The 25,507-nt window shown below is 39.4% G+C and carries 34 protein-coding genes; 14 read left to right on the top strand and 20 right to left on the bottom strand.

What is annotated here, in order from left to right; all coding sequences use genetic code 11:
* Positions 1-7: 7 nt before the first annotated feature.
* The 3 genes from ABEQ24_RS05900 to ABEQ24_RS05890 form a co-directional block, all read right to left on the bottom strand.
* Complete coding sequence (locus ABEQ24_RS05900) at positions 8-1,009, bottom strand: DctP family TRAP transporter solute-binding subunit (protein ID WP_430005888.1); 1,002 nt, start codon at positions 1,007-1,009, stop codon at positions 8-10.
* Positions 1,009-1,770 carry an IclR family transcriptional regulator gene (locus tag ABEQ24_RS05895; protein ID WP_430005887.1) on the bottom strand — a complete coding sequence of 254 codons (762 nt, stop codon included), beginning with the start codon at positions 1,768-1,770 and terminating at the stop codon, positions 1,009-1,011. Before ABEQ24_RS05895 ends, ABEQ24_RS05900 begins: the two co-directional genes overlap by 1 nt.
* Before the next feature lie 331 nt (positions 1,771-2,101).
* A complete protein-coding gene (locus ABEQ24_RS05890) occupies positions 2,102-2,920 on the bottom strand; it encodes a glycerophosphodiester phosphodiesterase (RefSeq protein ID WP_430005886.1) in 819 nt (272 codons plus the stop codon).
* A gap of 214 nt (positions 2,921-3,134) precedes the next feature.
* Here ABEQ24_RS05890 and ABEQ24_RS05885 point away from each other — a divergent pair, with 214 nt between their 5' ends.
* Positions 3,135-4,142: a hypothetical protein gene (locus tag ABEQ24_RS05885; RefSeq protein ID WP_430005885.1), complete on the top strand. Its 1,008-nt coding sequence runs from the start codon at positions 3,135-3,137 to the stop codon at positions 4,140-4,142.
* Positions 4,143-4,186: 44 nt separating this feature from the next.
* Here ABEQ24_RS05885 and ABEQ24_RS05880 read toward each other — a convergent pair whose 3' ends face one another.
* Positions 4,187-5,608, bottom strand: a complete 1,422-nt coding sequence (locus tag ABEQ24_RS05880) for an alanine/glycine:cation symporter family protein (protein ID WP_430005884.1) — start codon at positions 5,606-5,608, stop codon at positions 4,187-4,189.
* A gap of 173 nt (positions 5,609-5,781) precedes the next feature.
* Here ABEQ24_RS05880 and ABEQ24_RS05875 point away from each other — a divergent pair, with 173 nt between their 5' ends.
* Positions 5,782-6,090, top strand: coding sequence for a hypothetical protein (locus tag ABEQ24_RS05875; protein ID WP_430005883.1), 309 nt, complete (start codon positions 5,782-5,784; stop codon positions 6,088-6,090).
* Positions 6,091-6,288: 198 nt separating this feature from the next.
* Here ABEQ24_RS05875 and parC read toward each other — a convergent pair whose 3' ends face one another.
* Positions 6,289-8,709, bottom strand: a complete 2,421-nt coding sequence (gene parC / locus ABEQ24_RS05870; RefSeq protein ID WP_430005882.1) for a DNA topoisomerase IV subunit A — start codon at positions 8,707-8,709, stop codon at positions 6,289-6,291.
* Positions 8,710-8,713: 4 nt separating this feature from the next.
* Positions 8,714-10,678 (bottom strand): DNA topoisomerase IV subunit B, encoded by a 1,965-nt coding sequence (gene parE / locus ABEQ24_RS05865; protein ID WP_430005881.1) that lies wholly within the window; start codon positions 10,676-10,678, stop codon positions 8,714-8,716.
* 318 nt (positions 10,679-10,996) lie between these two features.
* Between parE and ABEQ24_RS05860 the strand changes: the two genes are divergently transcribed.
* Positions 10,997-11,203, top strand: a complete 207-nt coding sequence (locus ABEQ24_RS05860) for a hypothetical protein (protein ID WP_430005880.1) — start codon at positions 10,997-10,999, stop codon at positions 11,201-11,203.
* Positions 11,204-11,393: 190 nt separating this feature from the next.
* On the opposite strand, the gene ABEQ24_RS05855 is transcribed toward ABEQ24_RS05860, so the two are convergent.
* Positions 11,394-11,807 (bottom strand): CoA-binding protein, encoded by a 414-nt coding sequence (locus ABEQ24_RS05855; RefSeq protein ID WP_430005879.1) that lies wholly within the window; start codon positions 11,805-11,807, stop codon positions 11,394-11,396.
* Positions 11,808-11,922: 115 nt separating this feature from the next.
* Here ABEQ24_RS05855 and plsY point away from each other — a divergent pair, with 115 nt between their 5' ends.
* The 3 genes from plsY to ABEQ24_RS05840 all read left to right on the top strand — a co-directional run bounded on the left by plsY (position 11,923) and on the right by ABEQ24_RS05840 (position 14,111).
* Complete coding sequence (plsY, locus tag ABEQ24_RS05850) at positions 11,923-12,507, top strand: glycerol-3-phosphate 1-O-acyltransferase PlsY (protein ID WP_430005878.1); 585 nt, start codon at positions 11,923-11,925, stop codon at positions 12,505-12,507.
* A 112-nt stretch (positions 12,508-12,619) separates the two neighbouring features.
* Positions 12,620-13,738: a CapA family protein gene (locus ABEQ24_RS05845; protein ID WP_430005990.1), complete on the top strand. Its 1,119-nt coding sequence runs from the start codon at positions 12,620-12,622 to the stop codon at positions 13,736-13,738.
* A gap of 70 nt (positions 13,739-13,808) precedes the next feature.
* A complete protein-coding gene (locus tag ABEQ24_RS05840; protein WP_430005877.1) occupies positions 13,809-14,111 on the top strand; it encodes a HesB/YadR/YfhF family protein in 303 nt (100 codons plus the stop codon).
* 11 nt (positions 14,112-14,122) lie between these two features.
* On the opposite strand, the gene ABEQ24_RS05835 is transcribed toward ABEQ24_RS05840, so the two are convergent.
* From ABEQ24_RS05835 to acnA, 7 genes are all read right to left on the bottom strand, one after another.
* A complete protein-coding gene (locus tag ABEQ24_RS05835) occupies positions 14,123-14,425 on the bottom strand; it encodes a hypothetical protein (protein ID WP_430005876.1) in 303 nt (100 codons plus the stop codon).
* 8 nt (positions 14,426-14,433) lie between these two features.
* Positions 14,434-14,850, bottom strand: a complete 417-nt coding sequence (locus tag ABEQ24_RS05830; RefSeq protein ID WP_430005875.1) for an acyl-CoA thioesterase — start codon at positions 14,848-14,850, stop codon at positions 14,434-14,436.
* Positions 14,851-14,971: 121 nt separating this feature from the next.
* A complete protein-coding gene (tlp, locus tag ABEQ24_RS05825) occupies positions 14,972-15,202 on the bottom strand; it encodes a small acid-soluble spore protein Tlp (protein WP_430005874.1) in 231 nt (76 codons plus the stop codon).
* Between the two features lie 96 nt (positions 15,203-15,298).
* Positions 15,299-15,442, bottom strand: coding sequence for an acid-soluble spore protein N (locus ABEQ24_RS05820; protein WP_070877360.1), 144 nt, complete (start codon positions 15,440-15,442; stop codon positions 15,299-15,301).
* Positions 15,443-15,510: 68 nt separating this feature from the next.
* Positions 15,511-15,651: an FbpB family small basic protein gene (locus ABEQ24_RS05815; RefSeq protein ID WP_430005989.1), complete on the bottom strand. Its 141-nt coding sequence runs from the start codon at positions 15,649-15,651 to the stop codon at positions 15,511-15,513.
* Positions 15,652-15,759: 108 nt separating this feature from the next.
* Positions 15,760-16,272, bottom strand: coding sequence for a redoxin domain-containing protein (locus ABEQ24_RS05810; protein WP_430005873.1), 513 nt, complete (start codon positions 16,270-16,272; stop codon positions 15,760-15,762).
* Between the two features lie 158 nt (positions 16,273-16,430).
* Complete coding sequence (acnA, locus tag ABEQ24_RS05805; RefSeq protein ID WP_430005872.1) at positions 16,431-19,157, bottom strand: aconitate hydratase AcnA; 2,727 nt, start codon at positions 19,155-19,157, stop codon at positions 16,431-16,433.
* 242 nt (positions 19,158-19,399) lie between these two features.
* On the opposite strand from acnA, the gene sspO reads away from it, so the two are divergent.
* Positions 19,400-19,549 (top strand): small acid-soluble spore protein O, encoded by a 150-nt coding sequence (sspO, locus tag ABEQ24_RS05800; RefSeq protein ID WP_070877357.1) that lies wholly within the window; start codon positions 19,400-19,402, stop codon positions 19,547-19,549.
* 42 nt (positions 19,550-19,591) lie between these two features.
* Here the strand turns inward: sspO and ABEQ24_RS05795 are convergent, their stop codons facing one another.
* A complete protein-coding gene (locus ABEQ24_RS05795; protein ID WP_430005871.1) occupies positions 19,592-19,855 on the bottom strand; it encodes a hypothetical protein in 264 nt (87 codons plus the stop codon).
* Between the two features lie 130 nt (positions 19,856-19,985).
* Between ABEQ24_RS05795 and ABEQ24_RS05790 the strand changes: the two genes are divergently transcribed.
* From ABEQ24_RS05790 to ABEQ24_RS05765, 6 genes are all read left to right on the top strand, one after another.
* Complete coding sequence (locus ABEQ24_RS05790) at positions 19,986-20,132, top strand: small acid-soluble spore protein P (protein ID WP_430005870.1); 147 nt, start codon at positions 19,986-19,988, stop codon at positions 20,130-20,132.
* Between the two features lie 261 nt (positions 20,133-20,393).
* Positions 20,394-20,798, top strand: a complete 405-nt coding sequence (locus ABEQ24_RS05785) for an Hsp20/alpha crystallin family protein (protein ID WP_430005869.1) — start codon at positions 20,394-20,396, stop codon at positions 20,796-20,798.
* Positions 20,799-20,938: 140 nt separating this feature from the next.
* Positions 20,939-21,118, top strand: coding sequence for a hypothetical protein (locus ABEQ24_RS05780; protein ID WP_430005868.1), 180 nt, complete (start codon positions 20,939-20,941; stop codon positions 21,116-21,118).
* A 256-nt stretch (positions 21,119-21,374) separates the two neighbouring features.
* Positions 21,375-21,533: a YflJ family protein gene (locus ABEQ24_RS05775; protein WP_430005867.1), complete on the top strand. Its 159-nt coding sequence runs from the start codon at positions 21,375-21,377 to the stop codon at positions 21,531-21,533.
* 147 nt (positions 21,534-21,680) lie between these two features.
* Positions 21,681-21,875 carry a hypothetical protein gene (locus ABEQ24_RS05770; RefSeq protein WP_070877352.1) on the top strand — a complete coding sequence of 65 codons (195 nt, stop codon included), beginning with the start codon at positions 21,681-21,683 and terminating at the stop codon, positions 21,873-21,875.
* A gap of 71 nt (positions 21,876-21,946) precedes the next feature.
* Positions 21,947-22,372, top strand: coding sequence for a DUF2621 domain-containing protein (locus ABEQ24_RS05765; RefSeq protein ID WP_430005866.1), 426 nt, complete (start codon positions 21,947-21,949; stop codon positions 22,370-22,372).
* 57 nt (positions 22,373-22,429) lie between these two features.
* Here the strand turns inward: ABEQ24_RS05765 and ABEQ24_RS05760 are convergent, their stop codons facing one another.
* The 3 genes from ABEQ24_RS05760 to ABEQ24_RS05750 all read right to left on the bottom strand — a co-directional run bounded on the left by ABEQ24_RS05760 (position 22,430) and on the right by ABEQ24_RS05750 (position 24,202).
* Positions 22,430-22,909 (bottom strand): CcdC family protein, encoded by a 480-nt coding sequence (locus ABEQ24_RS05760; RefSeq protein WP_430005865.1) that lies wholly within the window; start codon positions 22,907-22,909, stop codon positions 22,430-22,432.
* 110 nt (positions 22,910-23,019) lie between these two features.
* Positions 23,020-23,379 carry a response regulator gene (locus ABEQ24_RS05755; protein ID WP_430005864.1) on the bottom strand — a complete coding sequence of 120 codons (360 nt, stop codon included), beginning with the start codon at positions 23,377-23,379 and terminating at the stop codon, positions 23,020-23,022.
* Between the two features lie 115 nt (positions 23,380-23,494).
* Positions 23,495-24,202, bottom strand: a complete 708-nt coding sequence (locus ABEQ24_RS05750; protein WP_430005863.1) for a cytochrome c biogenesis CcdA family protein — start codon at positions 24,200-24,202, stop codon at positions 23,495-23,497.
* Between the two features lie 268 nt (positions 24,203-24,470).
* On the opposite strand from ABEQ24_RS05750, the gene ABEQ24_RS05745 reads away from it, so the two are divergent.
* Positions 24,471-24,650 (top strand): Spo0E family sporulation regulatory protein-aspartic acid phosphatase, encoded by a 180-nt coding sequence (locus ABEQ24_RS05745; protein ID WP_430005862.1) that lies wholly within the window; start codon positions 24,471-24,473, stop codon positions 24,648-24,650.
* A gap of 71 nt (positions 24,651-24,721) precedes the next feature.
* On the opposite strand, the gene ABEQ24_RS05740 is transcribed toward ABEQ24_RS05745, so the two are convergent.
* Together ABEQ24_RS05740 and sirA are read right to left on the bottom strand one after the other, a co-directional pair.
* A complete protein-coding gene (locus ABEQ24_RS05740) occupies positions 24,722-24,940 on the bottom strand; it encodes a YneF family protein (RefSeq protein ID WP_070877347.1) in 219 nt (72 codons plus the stop codon).
* Between the two features lie 85 nt (positions 24,941-25,025).
* A complete protein-coding gene (gene sirA / locus ABEQ24_RS05735; RefSeq protein WP_430005861.1) occupies positions 25,026-25,472 on the bottom strand; it encodes a sporulation inhibitor of replication protein SirA in 447 nt (148 codons plus the stop codon).
* Positions 25,473-25,507: the final 35 nt, after the last annotated feature.

Genomic DNA, 25,507 nt, shown 5'->3' with positions numbered 1-25,507 from the left:
CTCCTTTTTATTTTTTAAATGCATCAAGCAGTTCTTTTCCCCAAACGTCTTCATACGCGTCATAAATGGTTTCAGATGCTTTTCGGAAGACTTCAAGTTCTTCCTCAGCAGGATAAACAAATTCCATTCCGGCTGCTTTTAATGCCTCAATTTGCTCTTTCTCTTTTTCTCTTGCAAGTTCAATTTGAAATTTATTGGCATGTTCTGCCGCTTCTTTTATGATTTTTTGGTCATCTGAGTGCATGCTGTCAAATTTTTCTTTGTTCATTCCGAAAATAAGAGGATCATAAGAATAGTTCCACATTGTAATATATTGCTGAATCTCTTCAAGCTTCGATGAACTGATGACATCAATTGGATTTTCCTGACCATCAATTGTGCCTTGCTGCAAAGCTGAAAATACTTCTGAAAAAGCCATTGTTGTAGGATCTGCTCCTAAGCCCCTCCAAAGATCTGAATACATCTTAATTCCCGGAATTCGTATTTTCATATTTTCAATATCTTCAGGAGTTTGAATCGGTCTGACACTATTTGTTACCTGGCGAAACCCATTTTGGCCAAAGCCTAAAGGCTCAATCCCGTTTTCAACAAGAATCTCATTTAACGCCTTCCCTCCTTCCCCATTCATTTTTTCATCCACTTCGTTTAAATCTTTAAATAGGAAAGGAGCGCTGACTACACCTAATCGTTTTTCAAAGACGGAATAAATAATTGGAGAATGATAACTAAAATCTGTTGAGCCTTTTAATAGCATCTCTACTCCTTTTGCTGAATCACCTGCAGATAGCTGTTCGTTTGCATATATTTTAGTTTTAATGCGGCCATCTGTCTTTTCTTCCACTTCTTCAGCAAATTTTTCAGCTGCAAGGTACCATGTTGATGAATCATTAACTGTTACTGACATTTTCAAATTATAGCTTTTCTTCTCATTAGAAGTGATTACACTGCTGCAGCCGGCTGCATTCAACAGGAAGATAGCGCTTACAAAAACAAACAGAATCTTTTTCATCAGATTAGAATTCCTCCTTTGCTCACATAACCCAATCTCTTTGAAATCTCTTCTGTGGCGCACAATGCAGGTTTGATAATATCCTCAATCTGTTCATCTGTAAAACGAAAAGCCAGACCGGCAATGCAGAGCGCCCCTGCCAATTCTTTTCTTCCGTTAAATATCGGGAAGGAAATCCCTTTTAACCCCTTCTCCCATTCTTCTTGATCTGTTGCATATCCATTTTCATATATCTTTTTTAATTCAAGAAGCAAGGTTTCTTTTTCAGTTATCGTGTTTTCTGTAAAAGACTTTAACGGATTTTTTGATAAATACCGCTCAAGAAGCTGCTGAGATAAATGAGCCAAGTACAATTTTCCTGAAGCTACACAATGAAGAGGCGCTTGTTTTCCTACATCAAGAACAATTCGGGCTGCCAGATTTGTTTCAACCTTTTCTACATAAAGCACCTGATCTCCAAGATACTGAGCTAAAAGCACGCTCTCCTGAACCTTGTTGGCAATGCTTTCTAAGAATGGCCTTGCCGTTTCAACAATATCAAGCTGATCTTGCGCCTGAAATGCCAGCTGAAACCATTTCTGCGATAAGATAAATTTTTCTTGGTTGTTTTTTGTGATATATCCCAGCTGCTCAAGTGAAGATAAAAATCGGTGCACAGTTGCTTTATTGCTGTCAAGCTTCTCTACTAATTCAATAAATGTCATCGGCTTTTGTGCAATCACTTCTAAAATTCCGAAGGATTTTTCTACTGTTTTAATCACCTCGCTGAAGATAAAAACCCCCTTTACAGTTTCACTATGTAAAACTTTAGTTCCAATATTAGGACAGACGCTAAATATTGTCAATATTAAGAATATTTACACTGTAATTTATTAGGCTCTTGTTATGTCTCATTTTATTCTTGCAAAATAAGAAATGTTTAGAGTCTTCATTCTGACAACGATAAAGGAATACATGTCATCATTTCATATCAGATTGAGTCTGAGCTGTGATTTTATTATTGATTATTTAGAACATAGTTTAATTAAACTATTTTTGGTTTTCTATTTCAAAAAAAGATCGAACCTTTTAAAAAAGGTTCGATCTTTTTTCTTATTTAGGATCCACATAATCCGGATAATCCGTAATAATTCCATCCACTTGCATCTCTATAAGAAAATCTGCCGTTTCTTGGCTGCGGACTGTCCAAGACTGAATTTTCATGCCTTCTTCATGTACTTGATTGACAAGCTCTTTTGTGACGATTGTATAGCTTGGGTTGAAATAGTCGGCGTAAGCACTGAATTCTTTTAATGCTTGCTGTGTCGTATGTAATCGGGATGATGTCAAGACTCCAATCGGTACTTTTGGAAGTAGATCATTCATTTTTTTCATAGATTCAAAATGAAAGGATTGGATAATTGTTTTTTCATTTTGAGGCTTATCTAAGTTTCTCTCTTTCAGTTCAAGAGCAACGCTCTCTTCAATACCTGGGTATAGCTCTGGTGCTTTAAGTTCGATCAATATTCCAACTTTTCCGTGATATCGATCAAGGATTTCATCAAATGACGGGATCTTTTCACCTGCAAATTCTGTGCCTTTCCAGCTTCCGGCATCAAGTTTTCTTAATTCATTGTACGTTAAACTTTGAACGGGGCCGCTGCCATCTGTTGTACGGTCTACAGTCGTATCATGTATCACAACTAATTCACCGTCTTTGCTTCTTTGAACATCAATCTCAATGTAATCAGCTTTCATTTCGACTGCTTTGTCAAAGGCAGCAATCGTGTTCTCAGGTGCATACCCCGAAGCTCCCCGATGTGCTACATTATCAATCTTTGTTTCAGCTGCCTCGGCAAGAGATGGCTGTGCGATTGGACTAATTAACAATGCGAGTGCTATACCCGCTCCCGCTGCCCATTTTTTATTCATGTTATCGTCTCCCATTCATTATTTTTTCCAGCATCATTAGTTTAATAGATCATTGTATATGCAATGTGAAGAGGATATATCAGGACCGTATTATTCCTGTGAATAAGTTTAGGAGATTCGGCATGCTTTCCTTTACAAACATTTATTGGAAAAATCATGCAGTCAAACTGAGTCTTCATGCGTGATAGAATGGGTTTTGAGGAAGTGAATAGGTATGAAAATGGTTCTAATTCTTCTTCTTTCTTTTCCGTTTCTGCTTAGCCTGGACCCTTTGGTCTATGATTCAGACTATCAGGCAAGCTATCAATCTCCTGAAGGAATTATGTTTCTAAGCTATACAGAAGCGTGGGATGAAAAGAAGCTCCAGGAGTTATACAAAGAGCTGATTCAAAATAAGCACGGAGATGAGCTTGACATGCTTCAAGAGGTGCGGATCAGAGGCGGTTCATTGGGAAAATCATCAACTAAAGGAAGCTTTCATGCATTAACAGACAGTATTACATTGTATCAAGGTGATAAATATACTGAAGTATCTTCATTCAAGGATACCCTTTCTCATGAATATGGCCATCATTTTGCTTATCACTACGTGTTTTCCCACCACCTGCCTTTTTCTAAATGGAGTAAAATCAGAGGCATTTCTGATTCTCCCGTCCGCTGGGATGCTTTTTGGAGTTATACAGAAGGTGATCACAAATGGTACCCTCAAGAGATCATTGCTGATGATTATGTCCTCTTATATGGATCTTCTGAAAAAACAGATGTACAAGAGGTCAAGGAAAGCAATGAACCTTTTTATTTAAGAACCCAGCACGAAAATGAACGCATTCCAAATGTGCTTACTAATAAAAAGATGTTTCACTACCTGGAAGAAGCAAGCGGTTTGAAAATCGATGATTCCCGCTACATCAAGACTCCTGAACTGCTTCGTATTAGCGATCAGGAACTGCGTTTTCGGATAGCGGATAAAGATCAAATAGCTTATAAACTCAATCTTGTTTATTATGAAAATGGCGTCAGAAAAGGATCAAAAGAAATTTTAAAAATTTCTTCCAAGGGAACAGAGGAATTAGCCGTATCATTAGAAGATGATTTAAGAGGATCAGCATATTCAGATGTTTCTCTATCGATTGATATCCTTGATTTAAATACTTCCAGAGGCTTTGAAACGGAAACATATCATTTGACGGTTGACCGTAACTTGCTGCTTTCTAAAAGATAGATATAAAAATAAAACACCGATTTTTATTATCGGTGTTTTAAAAATTATTTAGATTTTTCGATTTCATTGTCTCCCCAGCATTCCGTGTTTTTAAGCCCTTTAATGGAGCTTGCTCTAAATACAGGGTTCTTTCCTTCTTTCCGCTGGCGTCCATAATCTTTCAAAACAGCAAAGGCAAGCTTTGATAAGAGCATAATCGCTATAAGATTCGTAACAGCCATCAGACCCATGAATAGATCAGCCATGTCCCATATCAATTGGAAACCTGACACAGAACCGAAAATCACCATCCCGATTACGGCTAATCGGTAAACGAACAGCACTGATTTATTCCCGTTTAAAAATTCAATATTCGTTTCCCCGTAATAGTAATTTCCGATAACCGAACTGAATGCGAACAGAAGGATTGCAACTGCAAGGAATGTACCCGCCCAATCACCGATGTGTGATTGGAGTGCAGCCTGTGTAATCTGAATTCCGTCTAAAGCAGAGTCAGGAGTCGTATCAAACAAAAGAATAAGGAATGCAGTTGTACTGCAAATGATGATGGTGTCAAAGAAAACTCCAAGTGTCTGGATAAAGCCTTGTTTTGCCGGATGAGTTACGCTTGCCGTTGCAGCGGCATTAGGCGCACTCCCCATACCTGCTTCATTTGAAAACAAGCCTCGTTTAATTCCGTTTTCAATAGCTGCTCCAATTCCTCCGCCGACTGCCTGCTCAAAACCAAATGCATTTGAGAAAATCACGGCGATTACAGATGGAACCTCAGTGATATTTGAGATCACAACAACTAGTGCGACACCTATGTAAATTAAAGCCATGACAGGAACAATTATTTGGGCCGCTGCAGCGATGCGTTTCAGCCCTCCAAAAATGATGATTCCTGTAAAGACTGCCAGGATGATTCCCATAACGGTTTTGTTCACGTTAAACGCACTGTCAAATGCAAGAGCGATCGTATTGGCCTGTACCGCATTGAAGATTAATCCGAAACACAAAGTAATCAATACAGCAAACAGAACACCCATCCATTTTGCGTTAAGAGCTTTTTCCATATAGTAGGCTGGTCCGCCGCGGAACTGATCTCCGTCTTTTACTTTGTATACTTGTGCAAGAGTGCTTTCTACAAAACTTGTTGCCATTCCTATTATAGCAATAAGCCACATCCAGAAAACGGCTCCCGGTCCGCCGACTGCAATCGCAATTGCGACACCGGCCAGGTTTCCTGTACCGACACGCGAAGCTGCGCTGATAAAGAATGCCTGCAGGGAAGAAATGCCTCTTTTTCCTTCCTTAGAAGTCATGCCAGGTTCTTTTAAAAGCCTGAACATTTCTCCAAAATATCGAAACTGCACAAATTTTGAGCGAACAGTGAAAAATAATCCAATTCCTACGAGCATATAAATCAATAAGTAAGACCATAAAATGGTATTTCCGCCCGAAATGATGGCATTAAACAAATCCATATAAACCCTCCTGAAAATAATGAATATTTCGTTTTCATGTCAGTTCAGCTAACATGACAAAGGAATAGTATACCACTTTTTGTCGATTTGCAGAGAAAAAACAATAAACTTTTCCCTATGCTTATTTAAAAATGTGCGTTATGATAGTTCTATTATAAAAAAGGAGGAGTGTTATGAGACAATATCTCTTTCTTTTTCTCATTGCCCTGCTCCTGTCAGGTACAGTTCCGCAGGTGCATCATCATCACAATGCTGCTCCTGCTTTTGATCTTGAGGAGCATGTAAAACCATATTCTGCTGATGAAAAAGAGGATCTGAAATTTCCTTTTTTCATAGAACACAATCCGGCTGAAACTGTTTCTTCCCTTTTAGCTGCTGTCATTTCCATTGCCTTCCTTACGGGGTGGCATTTCAGGAAAAAATTTTTACTGGCTGTTTTTTACCAATCCTCTTATTTCGGAAAAACATCGCTTCCATCCTAAAGACTATTTGTAAAGGAGGGCGACGCGATGTTTTGGCTGAGACTTATTATGGTGACAGGTTTTTCATTAACAGCTGTCAGTCTATTTTTGTATCAGGGAATCGAGATTATGCATGCATTCACTGATTACTTTTCAAAAAACAAATAAAGACAATGAAAGACATCCTCTATTTTCTGAGGATGTCTTTTTTAACATTCATTATTTCGTTAAGCCCCATACTTCTTTTACTGATCCTGAATCTCCTTCATCTATGAAAAATGAACCGTTGCTGTAACGATCATTTGCTCTTAAGGTTTGAGGTGCAATTTCTTCAATCTGTCCTTTTTCTGTTTTGATCATAATCGTGACATCCGGCTGAATGATCTGCATGCCGACTAACCGGTGAGGGTTATTTTTAAGCTCGCGCAGCATAATCAGTCCCCGTTTAGCACGTGAGGTTTTTTCAAATTCCTTGAGTGACATTTTTTTAGCGGCCCCTCTTTGTGTAACAATAACCACTTGAGGGATTTCTCCCGCTCTGAATGCGGAACCTCCGACTACGGAATCTCCCTCTTTTAAGTTGATGCCTTTCACACCCGCTGCTCTTGCTCCTACGATGTTCACTTCTTCCTCTGAGAACCATAAGCCATAGCCGAACTGAGTAGCAATAAAGAGATCATCTTTACCAGACGTTACATGCACATCAATCAGGACATCATCATTTTTCAAGTTCAATGCCATTAATGCTTTCGAATATCGCTGTGCTTTATAAAGCTTTAACTCCGTTTTTTTGACCATGCCGTTTTTAGTGACAAACAGCAGGTATTGCTCAGTCGTAAAGTCTTTAACCGGAATGGCTTTTATAAGCTGTTCATCCCTCTCAAGATTCACGATATTGGCGATATGCTGACCAAGGTCCTTCCAGCGGATATCAGGCAGCTCATGAACAGGGCAATAGATGTAATTACCTTTATTCGTAAAGAGAAGAACGACTTCAGTCGTGTTGACGTCATACTTGGCAAGCAGACGGTCTGTTTCTTTCATTCCAAAGTCCTGTCCGTTTGATGCTGCATAGGATCGTCCGCTTGTGCGTTTAATATAGCCGTCTTTCGTTACCGTAACAATGACATCCTCTGAAGCAATCATCACTTCAAGATTGATTTTAATCTCCTGGATTTCATTTTCAATCACAGATCTTCTTTCATCAGCATATGTCTTTTTGATTTTTTTCAAATCCGCTTTGATGACTTGGTATAATCTTTTTTCATTGTTCAAAATTTCAAGAAGGGCTGTGATTTTTTCATCAAGCTCTTTTGCTTCATTTTGAAGGGCTGTAATATCCGTATTAGTTAATCTGTACAGCTGCAAAGATACTATAGCTTCTGCCTGAAGCTCTGTAAACTGAAATTTAGAAATTAAGTTATCTTTAGCATCCCGTTTGTCTTTTGAAGCACGGATTGTCGCAATTACTTCATCAAGAATCGATAATGCCTTAATTAACCCTTCAACAATATGCTGTCTTTCACGCGCTTTTTGCAAATCAAAGTTGGAACGGTTTGTGATAACTTCTTTTTGGTGGGCAATATACGCATCTAAGATTGCCGGAAGAGTCATTAAGGTCGGTCTTCTGTTATGAATGGCGACCATGTTGAAATTGTATGGCACCTGCAGATCACTGTTCTTATAAAGATAGTTTAAGATGCCCTGTGCATCTGCTTCTTTTTTCAGTTCAACCACGATTCGCATGCCTGTACGATCTGTTTCATCACGTACTTCTGCAATCCCGTCAAGCTTCCGTTCAATTCTGAACTCATCCATCCGTTTCACAAGATTGGCTTTATTCACTTCAAAAGGGATTTCGGTGATGACGATTTGCTGCTTGCCGCCTCTTATGCTTTCTATTTCTGCTTTTCCTCGAATGATAATCTTGCCTTTTCCTGTCTCATAGGCTTTCTTAATGCCTTCGATTCCCTGAATGATTCCTCCAGTCGGAAAATCAGGTCCTTTAATCACCGTCATCAGTTCATCCACCGAACAGTTCGGCTGATCGATCCGTTTCATGACAGCATCTATTACTTCACCGAGATGATGTGGAGGAATATCCGTCGCATAGCCTGCTGAAATCCCTGTTGAGCCATTTACAAGCAAATTCGGGTACATAGCAGGCAGGACGAGAGGCTCCTGGCTTGTATCATCAAAGTTTGGCACAAATTCAACGGTTCGTTTATCAATATCCCGCAGAAGTTCGGATGCAATCGGAGAAAGTCTTGCCTCTGTGTAACGCATCGCAGCCGGAGGATCTCCGTCATTGCTTCCGTTGTTTCCGTGCATTTCAATCAGCAGATTGCGGACCTTCCAATCCTGACTCATCCTAACCATTGCGTCATATACGGATGTATCTCCATGAGGATGGTAGTTGCCGATTACATTACCGACTGTTTTTGCTGATTTTCGGAAGTTTTTATCATTTGTATTTCCATCCACATGCATCGCATAAAGGATTCTGCGCTGAACAGGCTTTAACCCGTCGCGTGCATCAGGCAATGCTCTGTCTTGAATGATGTATTTACTGTAACGTCCAAAACGGTCACCTATCACATCTTCAAGAGGGAGATCGCGAAATTTTTCTGGCTGTGTCATTTAGTTATTCCTCCTCTGCGACGGATAAGTTCTCGTTTTCTAAGATGTTTGTTTCTTCATCTAATCCAAATGCAACATTGCTTTCGATCCATTTCCGTCTTGGCTCGACCTTGTCACCCATCAATGTCGTGACACGTCTCTCAGCACGTGCGGCATCATCAATCCGTACACGGATCAATGTTCTCGTCTCAGGATCCATTGTCGTTTCCCACAGCTGATCTGCATTCATTTCTCCAAGACCTTTGTAGCGCTGGATCATATAGCCTTTTCCTATTTTTTTCAGCACAACCTGCAGTTCTTCATCTGACCAGGCATATTCCACAATCGCTTTCTTCCCTGTCCCTTTGCTGACTTTGTATAAAGGAGGCAGTGCGATAAAAACTTTGCCTGCTTCAATGAGCGGCTTCATATAACGGTAAAAGAAAGTCAAGATCAGCACTTGAATATGTGCTCCGTCTGTATCAGCGTCTGTCATGATAATGACTTTGTCGTAATTGCAGTCTTCCACATTGAAGTCGGCTCCAACACCTGCTCCAATAGCATGAATAATTGTATTAATCTCTTCATTTTTGAAGATGTCGGCAAGTTTGGCTTTTTCGGTGTTGATGACTTTTCCCCGTAATGGAAGCACGGCCTGAAAGCGCCTGTCCCGGCCCTGTTTCGCTGAACCTCCGGCAGAATCACCCTCAACAAGATAAATTTCATTTCTTTGAGGATTTCTGGATTGTGCAGGGGTGAGTTTTCCGCTAAGCGTCGCCTCAGACCGTTTTCTTTTTTTTCCGCTTCTTGCTTCCTCACGGGCTTTTCTTGCAGCTTCTCTTGCTTGAAAAGCTTTAATCGCTTTTCTGACAAGAAGTGTGCTTGTTTCCGGATTTTCCTCTAAAAAGTAGGCAAGGTTTTCCGATACGACAGAATCAACGGCAGATCTTGCCTCACTTGTGCCAAGCTTCCCTTTAGTCTGACCTTCAAATTGCAGGAGCTCTTCTGGAATTCGAACAGAAATGATGGCTGAAAGTCCTTCGCGTATATCTGATCCATCAAGGTTTTTATCTTTTTCTTTTAAAATGCCGACTTTTCTGGCGTATTCATTAAATGCACGGGTCATCGCTGTTTTTGAACCAGACTCATGTGTTCCGCCGTCTTTTGTCCGCACATTATTTACAAATGAGAGGATGTTTTCTGAATAACCGTCATTAAATTGAAAAGCAAATTCCACTTCGATGCTGTTTTGTATCCCTTCAAAGGAAACAACATTGTGCAGAGAATCTTTTTCTTCATTCAAGTATGCGACAAAGGCTTCAATCCCTGTTTCATAGTGATAAACGTCTTTTGTCTGATTCCGTTCATCAATCAGCTCAATTTTCAGGCCTTTTAATAGAAATGCTGATTCCCGTAAGCGCTCGCTTAATGTCTCAGCGTTATAGGTTGTTGAACTGAATATAGATGGATCAGGTTTAAAGTGAATGATTGTGCCTGTCTTGCCTGATTTTCCGAGTTTCTCAAGTGTTGTCGCAGGTTTACCGCCATTTTCAAATCGCTGTTCATAGACAAATCCATCACGGTGGATGGTAACGACAACCCATTCAGACAGGGCATTAACTACAGAGGCGCCAACCCCGTGCAGACCGCCGCTCGTTTTATAGCCGCCTTGTCCAAATTTACCTCCGGCATGCAGGACAGTCATAATGACTTCCGCTGTCGGTTTTCCGAGCTTGTGCATTCCTGTGGGCATTCCTCGCCCTTTGTCCTGAACAGACACACTGTTATCTTTATGTATTTTAACGATTATATGATCTCCAAATCCGCCAAGTGCTTCATCAACGGAATTATCGACGATTTCATAGACGAGGTGATGCAAACCTCTCGCATCAGTGCTGCCGATATACATACCCGGTCTTTTCCGCACTGCTTCTAATCCTTCTAATACTTGAATCGCATCATCATTGTAATCAAACTGCTGCTTACCCAAACGATTTAAGCTCCTTTCAAAAAAACAATGTCACGTCAGAGATTGCTGTCATTTAAGAACGTATGTTTCTATATCATATCTCACCATCAGGCAACGTGACAAGCCATGCACCTTTACTCTCTTTCAAGTTTACCATTGTTTAGAAAAAGTGACGTATAAAAAATAAATCTCCAAGCTATATTTTATCTGTTGCTAAGGATTTCGCAAACTAAATCTTAGCAGATACAAGCTGAAATTGAAAATATTTTGGAAAAATGTTGAAAATAATGCCGATTATTTATATCAGTTTGATCCATTGATCCATAAGGAGGCACCTTATTGTCGATTGAACACCCTATTTTAGCAGTGATCAGGTTTACTCCCTCTGCAGGATACGAAATCAAAAGTGAATTTGAGACGATAGCTTCAAGTCTATTTTGGGGAATGAACTATGGGAGCTTTCATTGGAAGCAAAACAGTACTTCATTTATTAACAAGTATCGGAATGATTGTCATCCGCTATGCAAAAATGAACTTGGAAATTGAAATACGCTGGATAAATGTATCTGTTAAAAAGGTGGCTCTTCCGCCGTCCCAAGACCCCCGAAGCATGGAAAAAAACCTTATGGAGAGGCGCCAACGTCATATAAAATTCTGCAGGAGGTTATGCTGTGAAGGAAGGTCATTATAGACAGGCTCAAGCAATAGAAAAATCACAGGGTCACCCCCTGTGATTTCATTTTGTTAAAGCGTGTTCAACTTTAATGCAGCGGTCCATGATAACCGTATAGCCTTTATCTTTTAACAAATGATAGGCTTCCTCATTTACAAGACCTAACTGAGCCCAAAAAACATCGGCATCAATTTCTAAAAACTCCTCTGCAACAGGAAGCAAATGCTCTGACCTGCGAAAAACATTCACAATATCAATGTGACCGTCGATTTCTTTCAAGGAACCAACTGCCTTTACACCCAGAGCTTCCTTAATCGTAGGATTCACTGGAATGATTTCATACCCCGCATCCTGCATTGCTTGACTGACCATGTAAGAAGTGCGGTCTGGCTGATCTGACAGACCAACGACAGCAATTCGTTTGCTCTTTTTTAATATTTTTCCAATTTCTTCTCTGGATGGGATGGATATACTCATAGTAAAAACTCCTTTTGAATGAATTTTTTCCGTTTCTTTTTTATGACGTAGTCTTAAGTGCTAGTTACATGATAAAATAGGTTTATTCAATTATAGATTAAGGAGAGCGGATCCATTGATTATTGCAGCCATTATTATTTTAGCTTATTTACTCGGTTCCATTCCTTCTGGCCTTATTGTCGGAAAAGTAGGATACGGAATTGATATCCGTGAACATGGAAGCGGGAATCTGGGAGGAACAAATACATTCCGTACCCTGGGTGTAAAAGCAGGACTGCTTGTGACCATTGCCGATATTTTAAAAGGAACGCTTGCAGCATCCCTCCCATTCTTTTTTGGTCTGGAAAACGTGCATCCGCTGCTGATTGGAATCTTTGCTGTCATCGGCCATACGTACCCGCTGTTCGCCAATTTCAAAGGCGGCAAGGCAGTTGCTACCTCAGGAGGAATTCTCTTGTTCTCGGCACCGCTTATGTTCGTAACGATGCTTGCTGTCTTTTTCCTCTTCTTATACTTAACAAAGTATGTATCGCTGTCATCCATGCTTACTGGCATCTATGCAATTATTTTCAGCATTTTCATCGGTGATCCGGTATTGATTGTAGTGGTCAGCATTCTGTCCCTGTTTGTTATATACCGTCATCGCGCCAATATTAAACGTATAAGAGAAAAAACAGAACCTAAAGTAAAATGGATTTAAAGCTGCCACCTGGCAGCTTTTTTCACTTTTCGTCCAGCATAAATAGCATTTCCTTTTTTTATCCTATCGTTTATGATAAGGAAAAAGAATCATTATAGGAGAAAACAACATGATGAAGAAATGGATCCTCTCAGCTGTCGTTCTGCTGGCATTAATCGGAGCAGCATTCTTTCTATTGGCTGAACCAAAGGAAGAAAAAGAATACCCTGTGAAAGCGCATTCTGGAATGAATGTCAATCAGCCGCAAAAATCCTTCAAATCCACTGTCACACTCTCGGCAATCGGAGATATCTTAATTCACGGGCGTGTATACAATGATGCTAAAACAGAAAGCACTTATGATTTCAAACCAATGATAAAAGATGTAAAACCTTTGATCGGCAAGAGTGATATCACATTCGCCAATCAGGAAACAATGATTGGCGGTACTGAAATAGGATTATCCACTTATCCGTCATTCAACAGTCCATTTGAGGTAGTTGATGCTTTTCAGGATGCAGGTGTTGATATAGCCGGGATCGCCAACAATCACACGCTCGACCGCGGCGAAAAGGCCATATTGAATGCAACAGACCGCTATGATGAAATCGGGATGCCATATGTTGGCGGGTACCGCAGCAACCAAGATGCAGCTACACCGCGTGTCATCAATAAAAATGGCGTGAAATTAGGATTTCTGGCATATACATACGGCACTAACGGCATTCCGGTTCCAGAAGGAAAACCTCATCTCGTCAACTTAATTGATAAGCCCAAAATGATGAAAGATATTGAAGAGATGAAAAAACTTTCAGATGCTGTCATTGTAAGCATGCACTGGGGAGTAGAATATATCCGGCTGCCTAATGAAGAGCAGCAGGAGCTTGCACAGTTCCTGGCCGATCAGGGCGTTCATTTAGTGATCGGACATCATCCCCATGTCCTTCAGCCGATGGAATGGGTAAAGGGAAAAGACGGAAATAAAACATTTGTCGTGTATTCTTTAGGAAACTTCTTATCAGGCCAAGTTGGTGAGTACAAAGAAATCGGCGGGATTTTCTCCATAAATCTGACGAAAGCACTTACTAATGGAACGAAAACAATGGAACTGACAGACCCAGACTTTGTTCCGACAATTGTCGTTAATCAAAACAATCGCGCTTACCGTGTAAAAGAGCTGAAAAACGTTGATCAGACGCAAAATAAAGAGATACAAGAGCACATGTTTCAGCATTTAAATGAAGAAAATTAAAAGAAATCAGCATCATTCTGTTTTTGATTTGTCTTTTCGTGGTATCGTATGAGAGAAGGAGTGATACTCATTGAATATACATATTAGTGACAAAGCTGCAGAATGGTATCAGAAGGAAATGAATGTTGAAAGCGGAGATTCGTTTCGATTTTTTGTCCGTTACGGAGGAAGCAGCACGATCCAAAAAGGTTTTTCTTTAGGCGTAGTGAAAGATCAGCCAAAGGAAGCCGGTGCAAAAACAGAAAAAAACGGGATCATCTTTTTTATTGAAGAAAGTGACATATGGTATTTCGATCAGAACGACTTGGTCATTGACTTTGATGAAAAAAAAGGCGAACCCATCTTTGATTATAAAAAAACCGCAGATCAATAATCTGCGGTTTTTTAACGTAATCGGAAACGATTGATATGTTCAGCAAGATTATGTGCTTCTAATACCCGAATCTGGACATCTCCCATAAGGTCAAAATGCGGAAAATCCTTGTCATGATGAATCCACTCTTTCCTTAATCCAAATCTCTCTCCCCACTTGATGAGTTTTGGCAAATCAGAGCAGCCTGCTTTTGTAACCGCGTGTGAGGCAGGAAATCTTGGATCTGTCCAGAAATGGGTCAGAAATGCAAGCTCTCCTTTTGCTACCTGCCCTTTCCAATCAGCAAGTTCCTTGCGTTTAATTCCAAATGCCACACAAATCCCTACTTTTTCGCTTTTTCATATGCCGCGTGCCATTCCGGATATTTTTTGCGGATCTGAATCGGCTTGAAATTTTCTTTTTTAACGCACACATGGTTTGAAACGGCCTGAAGAGCCAGTTCTCCGTCAGGTTTGTACATTTCGTAGCCATATGCCACTTTGAAGCCGTTATATTCTTCTATCCAAGTATGTACTTTAACGGTCTCGCCGTACTTCATCGGTTTTTTATACTGAACCTGCAGATCAATAACGGGTGAGATGATTCCTTCTTTCTCCATATCTGCATATGAAAAGCCCAGATCTGAAATCAGCTGCGTTCTGCCCACTTCCATCCATATTAAATAATTGGCATGATAAACGACACCCATCTGATCTGTTTCTGCATACCTTACTTCTATCTCTTTTTTTGAAACATGCATGTGTGTTCTCTCTCCTTATAAAGCACCAAAATTTAGGTCAATGAATAAATATTATCATACCATATGCTCTCTTTTTCATAAAACAAAGGATGTCCGAGTTTTGGACATCCTTTGTTTTTTGTTATTTATAGCCATTTTCGCGTGCAGAAGACTCATCCCTGATTTCAGAACGGAATCCTTCAAGACTCTCTTCACGGCGCTGATTTTTAGCTTCAATGCGAGCTCTTTCTTCGCCGCTTGAAAACTCTGCCGTCTCTTGTGCTTTTTCAATATTTTCGATTGTGTTTTGAACCATATCCTGCAGCTTTTCAACATTATCTGAACGATCGTCTGGATTTGCTTTATAACCCATGTGAACACATCCTTTTTTAAATTTGATTAAAATCAGAAGAAATGCAAACAATATGGTAAGTTTACATAATAATTTTATGGAAACTTCGTTCTAGCATTACTCACCTTTTGTTTGCATTACCTGTGCATGTTCATGTGATTTATTTTGCATTTTTTTCCCTTTATTTCCGCCAAAACCTCTTGATTTCGTTCCAATATGGTTTGGTGTGAAATGGCTTTGTTTGTCATTTGAATTTGTCATGAGCTTTCGCCTCCTCACTACTATCTTCACCAGTTGAGCGGCAAACATGACAGCCAAGTGTTGGGGATTTAGCTGAGCTTATCCAGCAGCCTCTGCTCTACTCTCTCCTCAAGCCGGTTTAAAGCTTCCTGGTCCTTCAGCAGTTCCTTCTTATTTTCAAGAACCAATTCCTCAAATGTCATTTTTTTAATTTTTCTCAAGCTGGACACCTCCATACATAATATATTCAGTTTTGCCATAATCAAGAAAAATAGTACAAGTTTTTAGAAAAAACAAAAAAAGACTGTTCACATTAATAGGAACAGTCTCTCTTACAGTTACATTTCCAGCATCTTTTCCATTGTTTCCTTTGTCATTGCGCCGCGGGAAATATTCATAATGTTTCCTTCTTCATCAAGAAAATAAGTTGTGGGGTAGGAATAAACTTCATATTGAACACTTACTCTTCCGTCCTTATCCAAGGCTACAGGAAAGGTAAGGTTTCGTTTTGAGATAAAAGACTCAACATCTTCTCTGCTTTTTTCAGCATTTGTCATGTTTACAGCAAGCACAACTAAATCATCCGGATATTCATTCTGCAGCTTTTGCATTTCAGGCATTTCCGCTTCGCACGGCGGACACCAAGTAGCCCAGAAATTCACCATCACTTTTTTGCCTTTTAAGTCATCTAATTGAACATTTTCTCCACCTAACATTTCAAGTTCGAATTGGGGCGGCTTATTTCCAATCTCAAGCCCCTCTTTAGGTTCTTTAGGCAAGATTGCAAACCAGACTGCATAGCCCGCTAAAAATACAAGCAGACAAATGGCGAGTATTCGTTTCAATTTCATTTCCCCCTTGCTGCATATCCCTTATAACTCAATTATATGTATATTTGATGGCAGTAGGACAACCACCTGAATACGTTCTATTTTATTAAATCATCTCTTTTTAAAAAGGACAATAAAACAACGAAAAAAAAGGACGGAAACTCCGTCCTTTTCATCATTTAGCCCTTAATTTTTTCACGCAGCACCATTTGAAGAATGCCGCCGTGACGGTAGTAGTCAACTTCAACATCACTGTCAAAACGGACAAGCACTTCAAATTCTTTTACGTTGCCTTCTTCATCAGTTGCTCTTACTTGAACATGATCGCGCGGTTTAACTGTCTCATCAATCAGAACTTCGATTGTTTCTTTACCCGTTAAGCCAAGCACTTCAGCACTTTCACCCTGCTTGAACTGAAGCGGCAGAACACCCATGAAAACAAGGTTGCTTCTGTGAATACGCTCAAAGCTTTCAGCAATGACTGTTTTAATGCCAAGAAGGTTTGTGCCTTTTGCTGCCCAGTCACGTGAGCTTCCCATGCCATAATCTTTGCCGGCAAGAACGACAAGTCCTGTTCCGTCTTGTTTGTACTTCATGCAAGCGTCATAGATAGAAGTTACTTCGCCTGTTGGCCAGTAAGTTGTGTAGCCGCCCTCTGTTCCAGGTGCTACTTGGTTTTTGATGCGGATATTTGCAAATGTTCCGCGCATCATCACTTCATGGTTTCCGCGGCGGGAACCATATGAGTTAAATTCTCTCGGGCTGACGCCTTTTTCCTGAAGGTAACGGCCTGCAGGCGTATCTTTCCCGATCGAACCGGCTGGCGAGATATGATCAGTTGTAACAGAGTCTCCGAATTTTGCAACTACTCGCAAGTTCGTAAGCGGCTCAACTAGACCCGGCTCTGGATTTAAGTTTTCAAAGAAAGGAGGATTTTGAATGTAAGTGGAATCCTGATCCCACTGATACAATGCCTCATCTGTCGTCTGAATCGCATTCCAGCGCTCGTTATCATCAAAAACTCTGCCATATTCCTGACGGAAGAGCTCCGGTGTTACCGTTTGTTTTACGATCTCATTGATTTCGTCCATAGAAGGCCAGATATCGTTAAAGAAAACATCATTGCCATCCTTGTCTTTACCCAATGAATCATTTTTAAGATCAATATTCACTGTTCCAGCTAGAGCATATGCCACAACTAACGGAGGTGAAGCCAAATAGTTTCCTTTTACAAGAGGGTGAATTCTTCCTTCAAAGTTACGGTTTCCTGAAAGAACGGAAGTCACAAGCAAGTCATTTTCAGCAACAGCTTTTTCAATCTCTTCTGCAAGCGGACCAGAGTTCCCGATGCAAGTTGTACAGCCATAGCCGACAACATTGAAGCCCAATTGGTTCATATATGGAAGCAACCCAGAGTTCTCAAGGTAGCCTGTTACAACTTTGGAGCCTGGAGCTAAAGACGTTTTCACATAAGCAGGAACCTTCATGCCTTTTTCAATTGCTTTTTTAGCTACTAAACCAGCTCCAACCAGTACATACGGGTTAGATGTGTTTGTGCAGCTTGTAATCGCAGCAATAGCAATTGCTCCAGTTTTCATTTTTGTTTCTTCTCCGTTTGCAAGCGTTACGCTGATTTCTTTACTCGCTTCAGCTGCTTCTAAACCGAAGCCCTGATTGCCTGCTGGAGCAGCAAGAGCTGTCTGGAACGATTTCTGCATAGCTGACAGAGGAATTAAATCTTGAGGACGCTTAGGACCTGAAAGATTTGCTTCAATTTCAGAAAGATCAATTTCAACAACAGATGTGTAGACTGGCTCTACATCTGGTGAGAAGAACAATTCGTTTTCTTTGCAGTATGCTTCAACAACATCTACAAGCTCTTTGTCACGTCCAGTTAACTTCATATATTCAAGTGATTCATCATCTACTGGGAAGAAACCGCAAGTTGCGCCGTATTCAGGTGCCATGTTGGCAATTGTTGCACGGTCTGCAAGCGGAAGTTGAGGTACACCAGGTCCGAAGAATTCAACAAACTTGCCTACAACGCCTTTTTGACGAAGAACTTGTGTTACTTTAAGTGCAAGATCTGTTGCCGTAGTGCCATTTGGCATTTGGCCAGTCAATTTTACTCCAATTACTTCAGGTACAGGGAAATATGATGGCTGTCCAAGCATTCCAGCTTCAGCTTCAATGCCGCCGACACCCCATCCTAAAACGCCGATGCCGTTGATCATTGTTGTATGTGAATCTGTTCCTACAAGTGAATCTGGATATGTTTCAAATGTGCCGTCTGCACCTTCCACTGCATGCACAACGTTTGCCAGGTATTCAAGGTTTACTTGGTGAACGATTCCAGTTGCAGGTGGTACAGCGCGGTAGTTATTAAACGCTTTCTTTGCCCAGCTCAAAAATTTATAGCGCTCAGCGTTGCGTTCAAATTCAAGTTCCATATTAAATTGCAGGGAGTCCATTGTTCCCGCTTTATCAACCTGTACAGAATGGTCGATTACTAAGTCCACTGTAATTTCAGGGTTAATAACGTCAGGGTTGCCGCCGATATCAGCCATTGCCTTACGAAGTGAAGCAAGGTCTACTACTGCCGGTACACCTGTAAAATCCTGAAGAATAACACGTGATGGCTTAAATGGCACATCAAGCTCTTTTTGCTCTGCCGTTCCCCATTTTGCTAAATTTTCAACATGCTCTTTTGTAATGACTCTTCCGTCTACTTGTCTTAATACAGACTCAAGCAGAACCTTAATGGAGTATGGCAATTTTGAAATATTGCCGACTCCTGCATCTTCTAATGCTTTTAATGAGTAATAGTTGTATGTTTTTCCGCCTACTGTAAAACTTTTACGCGCTTGGAAAACATCGTGATGTGATAATTGCTGTTGTTTCGTCATATGTTTTCTCCCCTTTTAAATCAAAATCGACGTGTGTCGAAACCTCGGTCTCTCCCACCAAATTATTCGCACAATTTCATCTTAATACATGTTTTAACATAAGTAAATAACAATGCTGTTATCAAACTACATAAGTAGTTCTTATAGTTGTAAACTTCAGTACTTTTTTAATATATAGAATTGTAAACGTGCACATCATTTTCTTTAAGAAACAAACACTATATCCATGGGGGTGAAAGACAATGGCAAAACGCAAAGCAAACCATGTCATAGAAGGAATGAATGCTGCTTCTGCTCAAGGAAAAGGGACAGGATATAATGAGGAATTTTCAAATGAGCCTCTAACTGCCGCCCAGAAACAGAATAATAAAAAGCGCAAAAAAAATCAGTAAGAAAACAAGCAAAAAACGACGGGAAATCCGTCGTTTTTTGCCTTATTGATCCTCAATATTCACTTCTGCAACGATTCTTGAGAGATCTTTCCTGTATTGCTCTAATGTTGCACGCTGTGTTTCTGAGGCCACTTCAAGGGCATTGTTAATTTGTTCATATGCTTCATTCACTTCTTCTTTTAAGTGACTGAGCTGAATGCCATAGTCGGAACTGTCAGCTGATAGCTGCTGATACATATTTTCCGCCTGGGCTGTTCCTTGCTGAGCAGCCTGAAAAGCCTGCTGTTTATTCTTATGATAAGGCATATTATTCCCTCCTGTAGTCTTGCTGATATGTAGCTTATTGTTGATCATAAATGGTCATATTATGCAGGCTTTAGCTTGTATGTTTGCACCTTAAAAGTTTCATCCTATTTAGAAAGGATGGTGAAAAAACATGACCAATAAAAATGACAGCAAAGATATGCACAAAAATGCACCTAAAGGCGATAATCCAGGTCAGCCTGAACCTTTAAGCGGATCTAAAAAAGTGAAGAACCGCAACCATACCCGCCAAAAACACAATTCTCATCACGATATGTAAATAAAGCAAAATGAACGGCTCTGCAAAAGGCACCCGTTCATTAATTTTATTTCTTATGCCCAAGCATGAACGATCTTCATTAATAATAAAATGGTTTATATAGCCCCCTCCCATTTCAAAATTGCGTTTGAAAACTCTTCTGTTCATAATTGTAAACCCTTTCACTATTTCAACTCTTCTATATTTGTTTTACTTCCATTCACGCATTGTTTATGAACTGAATAAGATTTAAGTAGTATGGTTTTTGGAGGTCAATATGAGATGGATAAAAAAAAGCGTTCTAAGCCATCTGATCTAAGCTGTATTGAAGACTGGATGAATCAATTTTTCACAGATCCATTCTCAGCTCTGCTTGATTACCATTCTTTCCGTGTCGATTTATTTGAAACAAGTGATGAATACATTGTAGAAGCAGAATTCACAAATGTTAATCCAGAAGATATAAAAATAATAACCAATCAAGAAGCGCTAATTATCTCTGCCTATCCTTCTCTATCTGCAAATGATGACAAAGATCACCTGGAAAGATCCATTCTTCTTCCTTTTTCACTTGAGAAAAAAATGATAGAAGCCTTTTTTTCAAATGACATTCTGGAAGTGAAAATATGTAAAGAAGGCAGCTGTACCCGTTCCGGGTGTCACATCCCTGTCCAATTTACAAATTAAAGCAAGATATTGTCTTGCTTTTTGTTTTGTATAAATCATATAGAGATAGAAGAAAATCCATATTTCCATCTTGTCTAGGTTATGGTTTAGACAAGTCCTTTTCAATTTGCATATTAGTATTGAAAAGGAGCGTGAAGGGTTTGGGTGTATACATTAAAAGTCTCGTCATTCATCAAATTACAGGCGGAACGGTGAATTTCGGAAATTCCATTCATACAGGTACTAATGAAACAAGCGAGACCGTTCAGGATTCAGAGCAGGAAACGAGCGAAACGGCACCAGAAAAGATGCCGCCGTTAAGAGTCCGATTTCTTTTTTGATCCAAATTTTTTCGGTATATGGGTTTGAACATTTATTTCAATTTTTTTGATCTCTTTATGCCCGCAGCGGGTGCATTGTTGATTGTCATTTAAGAGCAGCATACAATTTGTACAATAATACTTCTCCATGTCTTAGCCTCCTATAGAGCAATATATGTCAGGGAGGCTTGAAAGTTTCTTTTTAATGAACAGTCCTAGTTCTGAAAGACCCCTTTTTATCATATTTTCTTCTAACTAAACAAAAAGGGGTTTTCTTATGGCTTATTACGGATCGAAAGGATGGTATGTTAAGAAATTGAGAGAAATGGGGATCACCAAACACCCTGTTGAAAGACGAAAATTGAAATTATACAAAACCTTCGTTCTCCGCAACCTCTATTTTCAGTTCACTCAAGAAACGGATGAAACTTCCTGAGATCAGGAAGTTTCTTTTTATAGGTAATTAGAACTAAATATATAAAATGATTTCATCAAATTTTTACAATAATAAGGAAAATAATTCTTTTTTATAGTCGTTTTTAATCATATAATAAATAAGAAACTGCTGTTAGGAGGAGCGTTTATGTCGTTACTGTATGAAATTCTGTACCTTCCCACAAATTCCGGCACTATTCGTATTGACCTGTCTTACAAGCGCTCTTTTTATATTGCACATGCTGAGCTGCTCGGACATATCTCATCAGGCAAGGACCGAAATAAACGCAATGCGATAAAAAAATCCCTGCTCGCGCTCTCAAAACAGGTTCAGTCCGGTTAAGACAACTTTTCAACCCCTTTTTCGTGGTGTATAATAAAGGCAGATTGCAGGCTGGATCGGGGGTTTAAAAGATGTTAGACGGCTGGTTCCTATGGTTTATCCTTTTTTGGGTCGTTTTCCTTGCAGGGATGCTCGGAATAGGCGGATTTTTTATGTTCCGCAAATTTTTAAAACGTTTACCTAAAGAGGATGGCAAATCAGACCTTGATTGGGAAGATTACTATATACAGCAAACAAGGCACCTGTGGGATGCAAGGCAAAAAGAACTTTTAGAAGACCTTGTTGAACCAGTGCCAGAATTATTCAGAGATATCGCAAGAGCTAAAATTGCAGGCAAAATCGGGGAAATAGCATTAAAGGAAAACGCAGATCAAATCACTCAGGACCTGGTCATTCGCGGATACATTACAGCCACGCCTAAACGAGATCATAAATTCCTGTTAAAAAGGCTTAAAGAAAAAGAAATCGACCATACGCCTTACAGAGCATTATTTTAAGAAAAACACCATATCCTTCTTAATTGAAAAACCCGCCGGAATCCTCTGGCGGGTTTTTCATGTAGCATGAATATTTGGCGGGTTGAGCTGATTTTCCAGTTTCCGGTAGGAAAGATACATGGCAATACGCCAGGGCACAATCATTCCAAATGCCAGAATCCAGAACATACCGCTCAGTTCACCAACGTCTATCGTATTGCTTAAGTAAAATTTCAATGCGATTCTAATAATCAGCAGACCAATTAATATAAACGCAAAAGCTTTAGATCTTTTTAAATAAATTTTGTCTTCCTTCACTTCAAATGTTGATGTTTTAATTAAAAAAATAGAGAAAATACATCCAAGCGTGATCGCTTCCAAAAATTCAAACGGAGTCACACGAAACATAGGATGCAAAAACATCAATGCACCTGTGCTCATAAAGATAGGCGGCAAGATAATCTTTCTGGCACTAGCAGGCTTTTTAGAAGCTCTCATGCGTATCATCATGACACCTAATGCCATAACAACTGCAATAATTGTTGAGAAAATGACCAACTTGATCAATCCTTTTCACGGAGTTCCTTATATTATAATATACTTAGTGAAAAATAAAAAACCATCTCGTCAAATTTCCGATGGTTCTTCGATTTCATTAGAGATTGAATTTAACCAAGAACACGATTGATGGCGTCGTACACTCTCGTTTCATCAAATGGCTTGATGATAAAGTCCTTTGCTCCAGCTTCAATTGCTTCAACGACCATTTTCTGCTGTCCCATCGCTGAACACATAATAATTTTCGATTCAGGAAATTCATTTGTAATTTCTTTTAATGCTTCAATCCCGTTCATTTCCGGCATTGTGATATCCATCGTAACAAGATCCGGCTGCAATAATTGATAAAGACGAACGGCTTCTGCTCCATTTTCAGCTTCTCCAGCAATTTCATGTCCATTGCTTGTCAGTATTTTAGATAATGTCACTCTCATAAACTTGGCATCATCTACGATCAGCACTTTAGCCATGCAAGCTCCTCCTCACAGTGTTACCGAAAGAAATACTACTATTCTATGAGTTATTATATCAAAAAAAGGAGCAGAAGATAGTAAAAACGACCCAAAAAAAAGAATTTTTTTAGGTCTAAAAGCCTGTAAACCCTCCAAACATTCTGCTGAAGACGATAATAATCTGTGTCATCCAGTTAAAAAAGAGCATGATTCCGATCACAATCATCAGAATGCCCCCAAACTTCATGATTTTCAAATTATGTTTACGTATCCATCCAAGTCTGCCAATAAAAAACGCTAAAATTAGAAAAGGGATGGCAAAACCAAGCACATATGCAAGCATATAGAGCATAGCAGATCCTGGATTGCTTAATGTAAGAGCGAATACAGCTGTTAAGATCGGCCCGGTGCAAGGGGTCCATCCAGCAGCAAAAGCAAGTCCTATAAGAACAGAACCGAAATATCCTGATGGTCTGTTTTTTAATTCAAAACGGTGTTCTTTCATTAAGAACTTTGGCTGGAAAACACCTATTATCACTAATCCAAAGAAAATAATGAGAATCGCGCCAATTTGTCTGATTAAATCCTTATATTCAAAGAAGAATTCCCCGATAAAAGAACTGCCAAAACCGAGCGCAATAAAGATCATTGAGAAGCCAAGCAAAAAAGACAGCGTATGGAGAAAACTCCTTTTTTGCAGCATAGCATTTTCTGTTTTGATCTCACCGACCGATACTCCAGTTATGTATGATAAAAAGGCAGGATATAAAGGCAGACAGCAAGGTGAAATAAAAGATAGAAAGCCAGCTCCAAACGCTAAAAACAAGTTCAAATCTGTCATCTGTGGTATCCTCCTTTCTTAGTTGAGTCACATTTCATTCTAGCAAATACATCCAAAGAATAATATGTTTCACTATGTGACATTTTTATGTCAATTCCTTAACATCTATGCAAAAGGATTTCTTCAAAGATCCGATACCTTTATAATAGTCATATACAAATTGATAAAATCCTTATTTTCCCTTCGAATTTTTTTCCAATTTAGGATATAATAGAAATTAATAGCAAGCGGATCGGTTAGAACTTACATACAGAAAGGACAAGTTTTCGTGTCTAAACAAGAATTATTGAAACTTATTGAAAAAAAACGGGCGGAAATGATCGATATCGCAACGAAAAATGGAATTAACTCAAACGTGTCCATTCAATACAGTCAGGAACTCGATCACTTGCTGAATGAATACAATCGTTATAGCTGCAATTCAATGAAAAGAGTGACTTATTCTTAAAAAAACCTAACAAAAAAGCACGCTCAATGCGTGCTTTTTATCATATAAAAATCCCGCATTATACGGAATTTTTATTTTGCTTGATTGTTCATCATTTTCATCATTTGGTTGATTTTCTTTTGGGATGGTTTCATACCCATTTGCATCATCATCATTTTTAACATTTGCTCGTTAATTGGCGGATTTTTCTTCAAGTAACTCATCATATACTGGCGAGCAATGAAAAATCCTAGTGCTACTCCAGCAATTAATGCCAGAACGCCTACTAGAATGACTACCCACAGATCCATCGTATTTCCTCCTTCATGTTGTCTATTTTACAGTGTACTAAACCATAGGATATTATACAACAAATACTCCATAATTTCTGCCTTTTTAGACAAATTTTCTTTCTTTTATCGGTTTTAGCCAGCCGTAACGTTTTGCTTCAAAATCCATAGCTAAAAAACAGGAGTCAATTTTCCTGAGTATTTCAAAAAAGATTGCTTCCATATCAAAGCTTCCAATTGAAGTAACTTCTATATATTGATCTCTTACGCGAAGCAAGGCATTCCCCTGCTTGGATTCACTGTCGATCCGATGATGACCTTCAATATGAGCATAATTGTACCTGTTGATTAAACTTGATTCAAGCATGTGATCTATAGATTCAGCTGAAATAGACTTCGTTACGTATCTGATTTGTTTATATAGGTGATTAAATTCCAGCTGCTCAGGGCTTGTCCGGAGATATTCCTGAAACAGATGGAACAGTTTCGCTTCTCGGCCAAAAAAGTGGTTCGCAAATTCCTCTTCTATTAAATAGACATAATAGTGCCTCATTCTTCCACTCCTCCGAAATGACTGTTATCGTCAAT

The sequence above is a fragment of the Metabacillus idriensis genome (assembly GCF_050483325.1).
Taxonomy (GTDB): domain Bacteria; phylum Bacillota; class Bacilli; order Bacillales; family Bacillaceae; genus Bacillus_P; species Bacillus_P idriensis_A.
This window is presented reverse-complemented; position numbering and strand designations above follow the sequence as displayed.

Excerpts from the sequence above, each read along its gene's own strand:
- ABEQ24_RS05740 (WP_070877347.1), bottom strand. The coding sequence starts at position 24,940 with ATGGATCTGTGGGTAGTCATTCTAGTAGGCGTTCTGGCATTAATTGCT.
- ABEQ24_RS05900 (WP_430005888.1), bottom strand. The coding sequence starts at position 1,009 with ATGAAAAAGATTCTGTTTGTTTTTGTAAGCGCTATCTTCCTGTTGAAT.
- ABEQ24_RS05845 (WP_430005990.1), top strand. The coding sequence starts at position 12,620 with ATGAAGAAATGGATCCTCTCAGCTGTCGTTCTGCTGGCATTAATCGGA.
- sirA (WP_430005861.1), bottom strand. The coding sequence starts at position 25,472 with ATGAGGCACTATTATGTCTATTTAATAGAAGAGGAATTTGCGAACCAC.
- sspO (WP_070877357.1), top strand. The coding sequence starts at position 19,400 with ATGGCAAAACGCAAAGCAAACCATGTCATAGAAGGAATGAATGCTGCT.
- ABEQ24_RS05890 (WP_430005886.1), bottom strand. The coding sequence starts at position 2,920 with ATGAATAAAAAATGGGCAGCGGGAGCGGGTATAGCACTCGCATTGTTA.
- ABEQ24_RS05775 (WP_430005867.1), top strand. The coding sequence starts at position 21,375 with ATGGCTTATTACGGATCGAAAGGATGGTATGTTAAGAAATTGAGAGAA.
- ABEQ24_RS05820 (WP_070877360.1), bottom strand. The coding sequence starts at position 15,442 with ATGACAAATTCAAATGACAAACAAAGCCATTTCACACCAAACCATATT.
- ABEQ24_RS05855 (WP_430005879.1), bottom strand. The coding sequence starts at position 11,807 with ATGAGTATATCCATCCCATCCAGAGAAGAAATTGGAAAAATATTAAAA.
- ABEQ24_RS05880 (WP_430005884.1), bottom strand. The coding sequence starts at position 5,608 with ATGGATTTGTTTAATGCCATCATTTCGGGCGGAAATACCATTTTATGG.
- tlp (WP_430005874.1), bottom strand. The coding sequence starts at position 15,202 with ATGGGTTATAAAGCAAATCCAGACGATCGTTCAGATAATGTTGAAAAG.
- ABEQ24_RS05875 (WP_430005883.1), top strand. The coding sequence starts at position 5,782 with ATGAGACAATATCTCTTTCTTTTTCTCATTGCCCTGCTCCTGTCAGGT.
- ABEQ24_RS05885 (WP_430005885.1), top strand. The coding sequence starts at position 3,135 with ATGAAAATGGTTCTAATTCTTCTTCTTTCTTTTCCGTTTCTGCTTAGC.
- ABEQ24_RS05755 (WP_430005864.1), bottom strand. The coding sequence starts at position 23,379 with ATGGCTAAAGTGCTGATCGTAGATGATGCCAAGTTTATGAGAGTGACA.
- ABEQ24_RS05790 (WP_430005870.1), top strand. The coding sequence starts at position 19,986 with ATGACCAATAAAAATGACAGCAAAGATATGCACAAAAATGCACCTAAA.
- ABEQ24_RS05765 (WP_430005866.1), top strand. The coding sequence starts at position 21,947 with ATGTTAGACGGCTGGTTCCTATGGTTTATCCTTTTTTGGGTCGTTTTC.
- acnA (WP_430005872.1), bottom strand. The coding sequence starts at position 19,157 with ATGACGAAACAACAGCAATTATCACATCACGATGTTTTCCAAGCGCGT.
- ABEQ24_RS05810 (WP_430005873.1), bottom strand. The coding sequence starts at position 16,272 with ATGAAATTGAAACGAATACTCGCCATTTGTCTGCTTGTATTTTTAGCG.
- ABEQ24_RS05795 (WP_430005871.1), bottom strand. The coding sequence starts at position 19,855 with ATGCCTTATCATAAGAATAAACAGCAGGCTTTTCAGGCTGCTCAGCAA.
- ABEQ24_RS05785 (WP_430005869.1), top strand. The coding sequence starts at position 20,394 with ATGGATAAAAAAAAGCGTTCTAAGCCATCTGATCTAAGCTGTATTGAA.
- ABEQ24_RS05830 (WP_430005875.1), bottom strand. The coding sequence starts at position 14,850 with ATGCATGTTTCAAAAAAAGAGATAGAAGTAAGGTATGCAGAAACAGAT.
- ABEQ24_RS05770 (WP_070877352.1), top strand. The coding sequence starts at position 21,681 with ATGTCGTTACTGTATGAAATTCTGTACCTTCCCACAAATTCCGGCACT.
- parC (WP_430005882.1), bottom strand. The coding sequence starts at position 8,709 with ATGACACAGCCAGAAAAATTTCGCGATCTCCCTCTTGAAGATGTGATA.
- ABEQ24_RS05750 (WP_430005863.1), bottom strand. The coding sequence starts at position 24,202 with ATGACAGATTTGAACTTGTTTTTAGCGTTTGGAGCTGGCTTTCTATCT.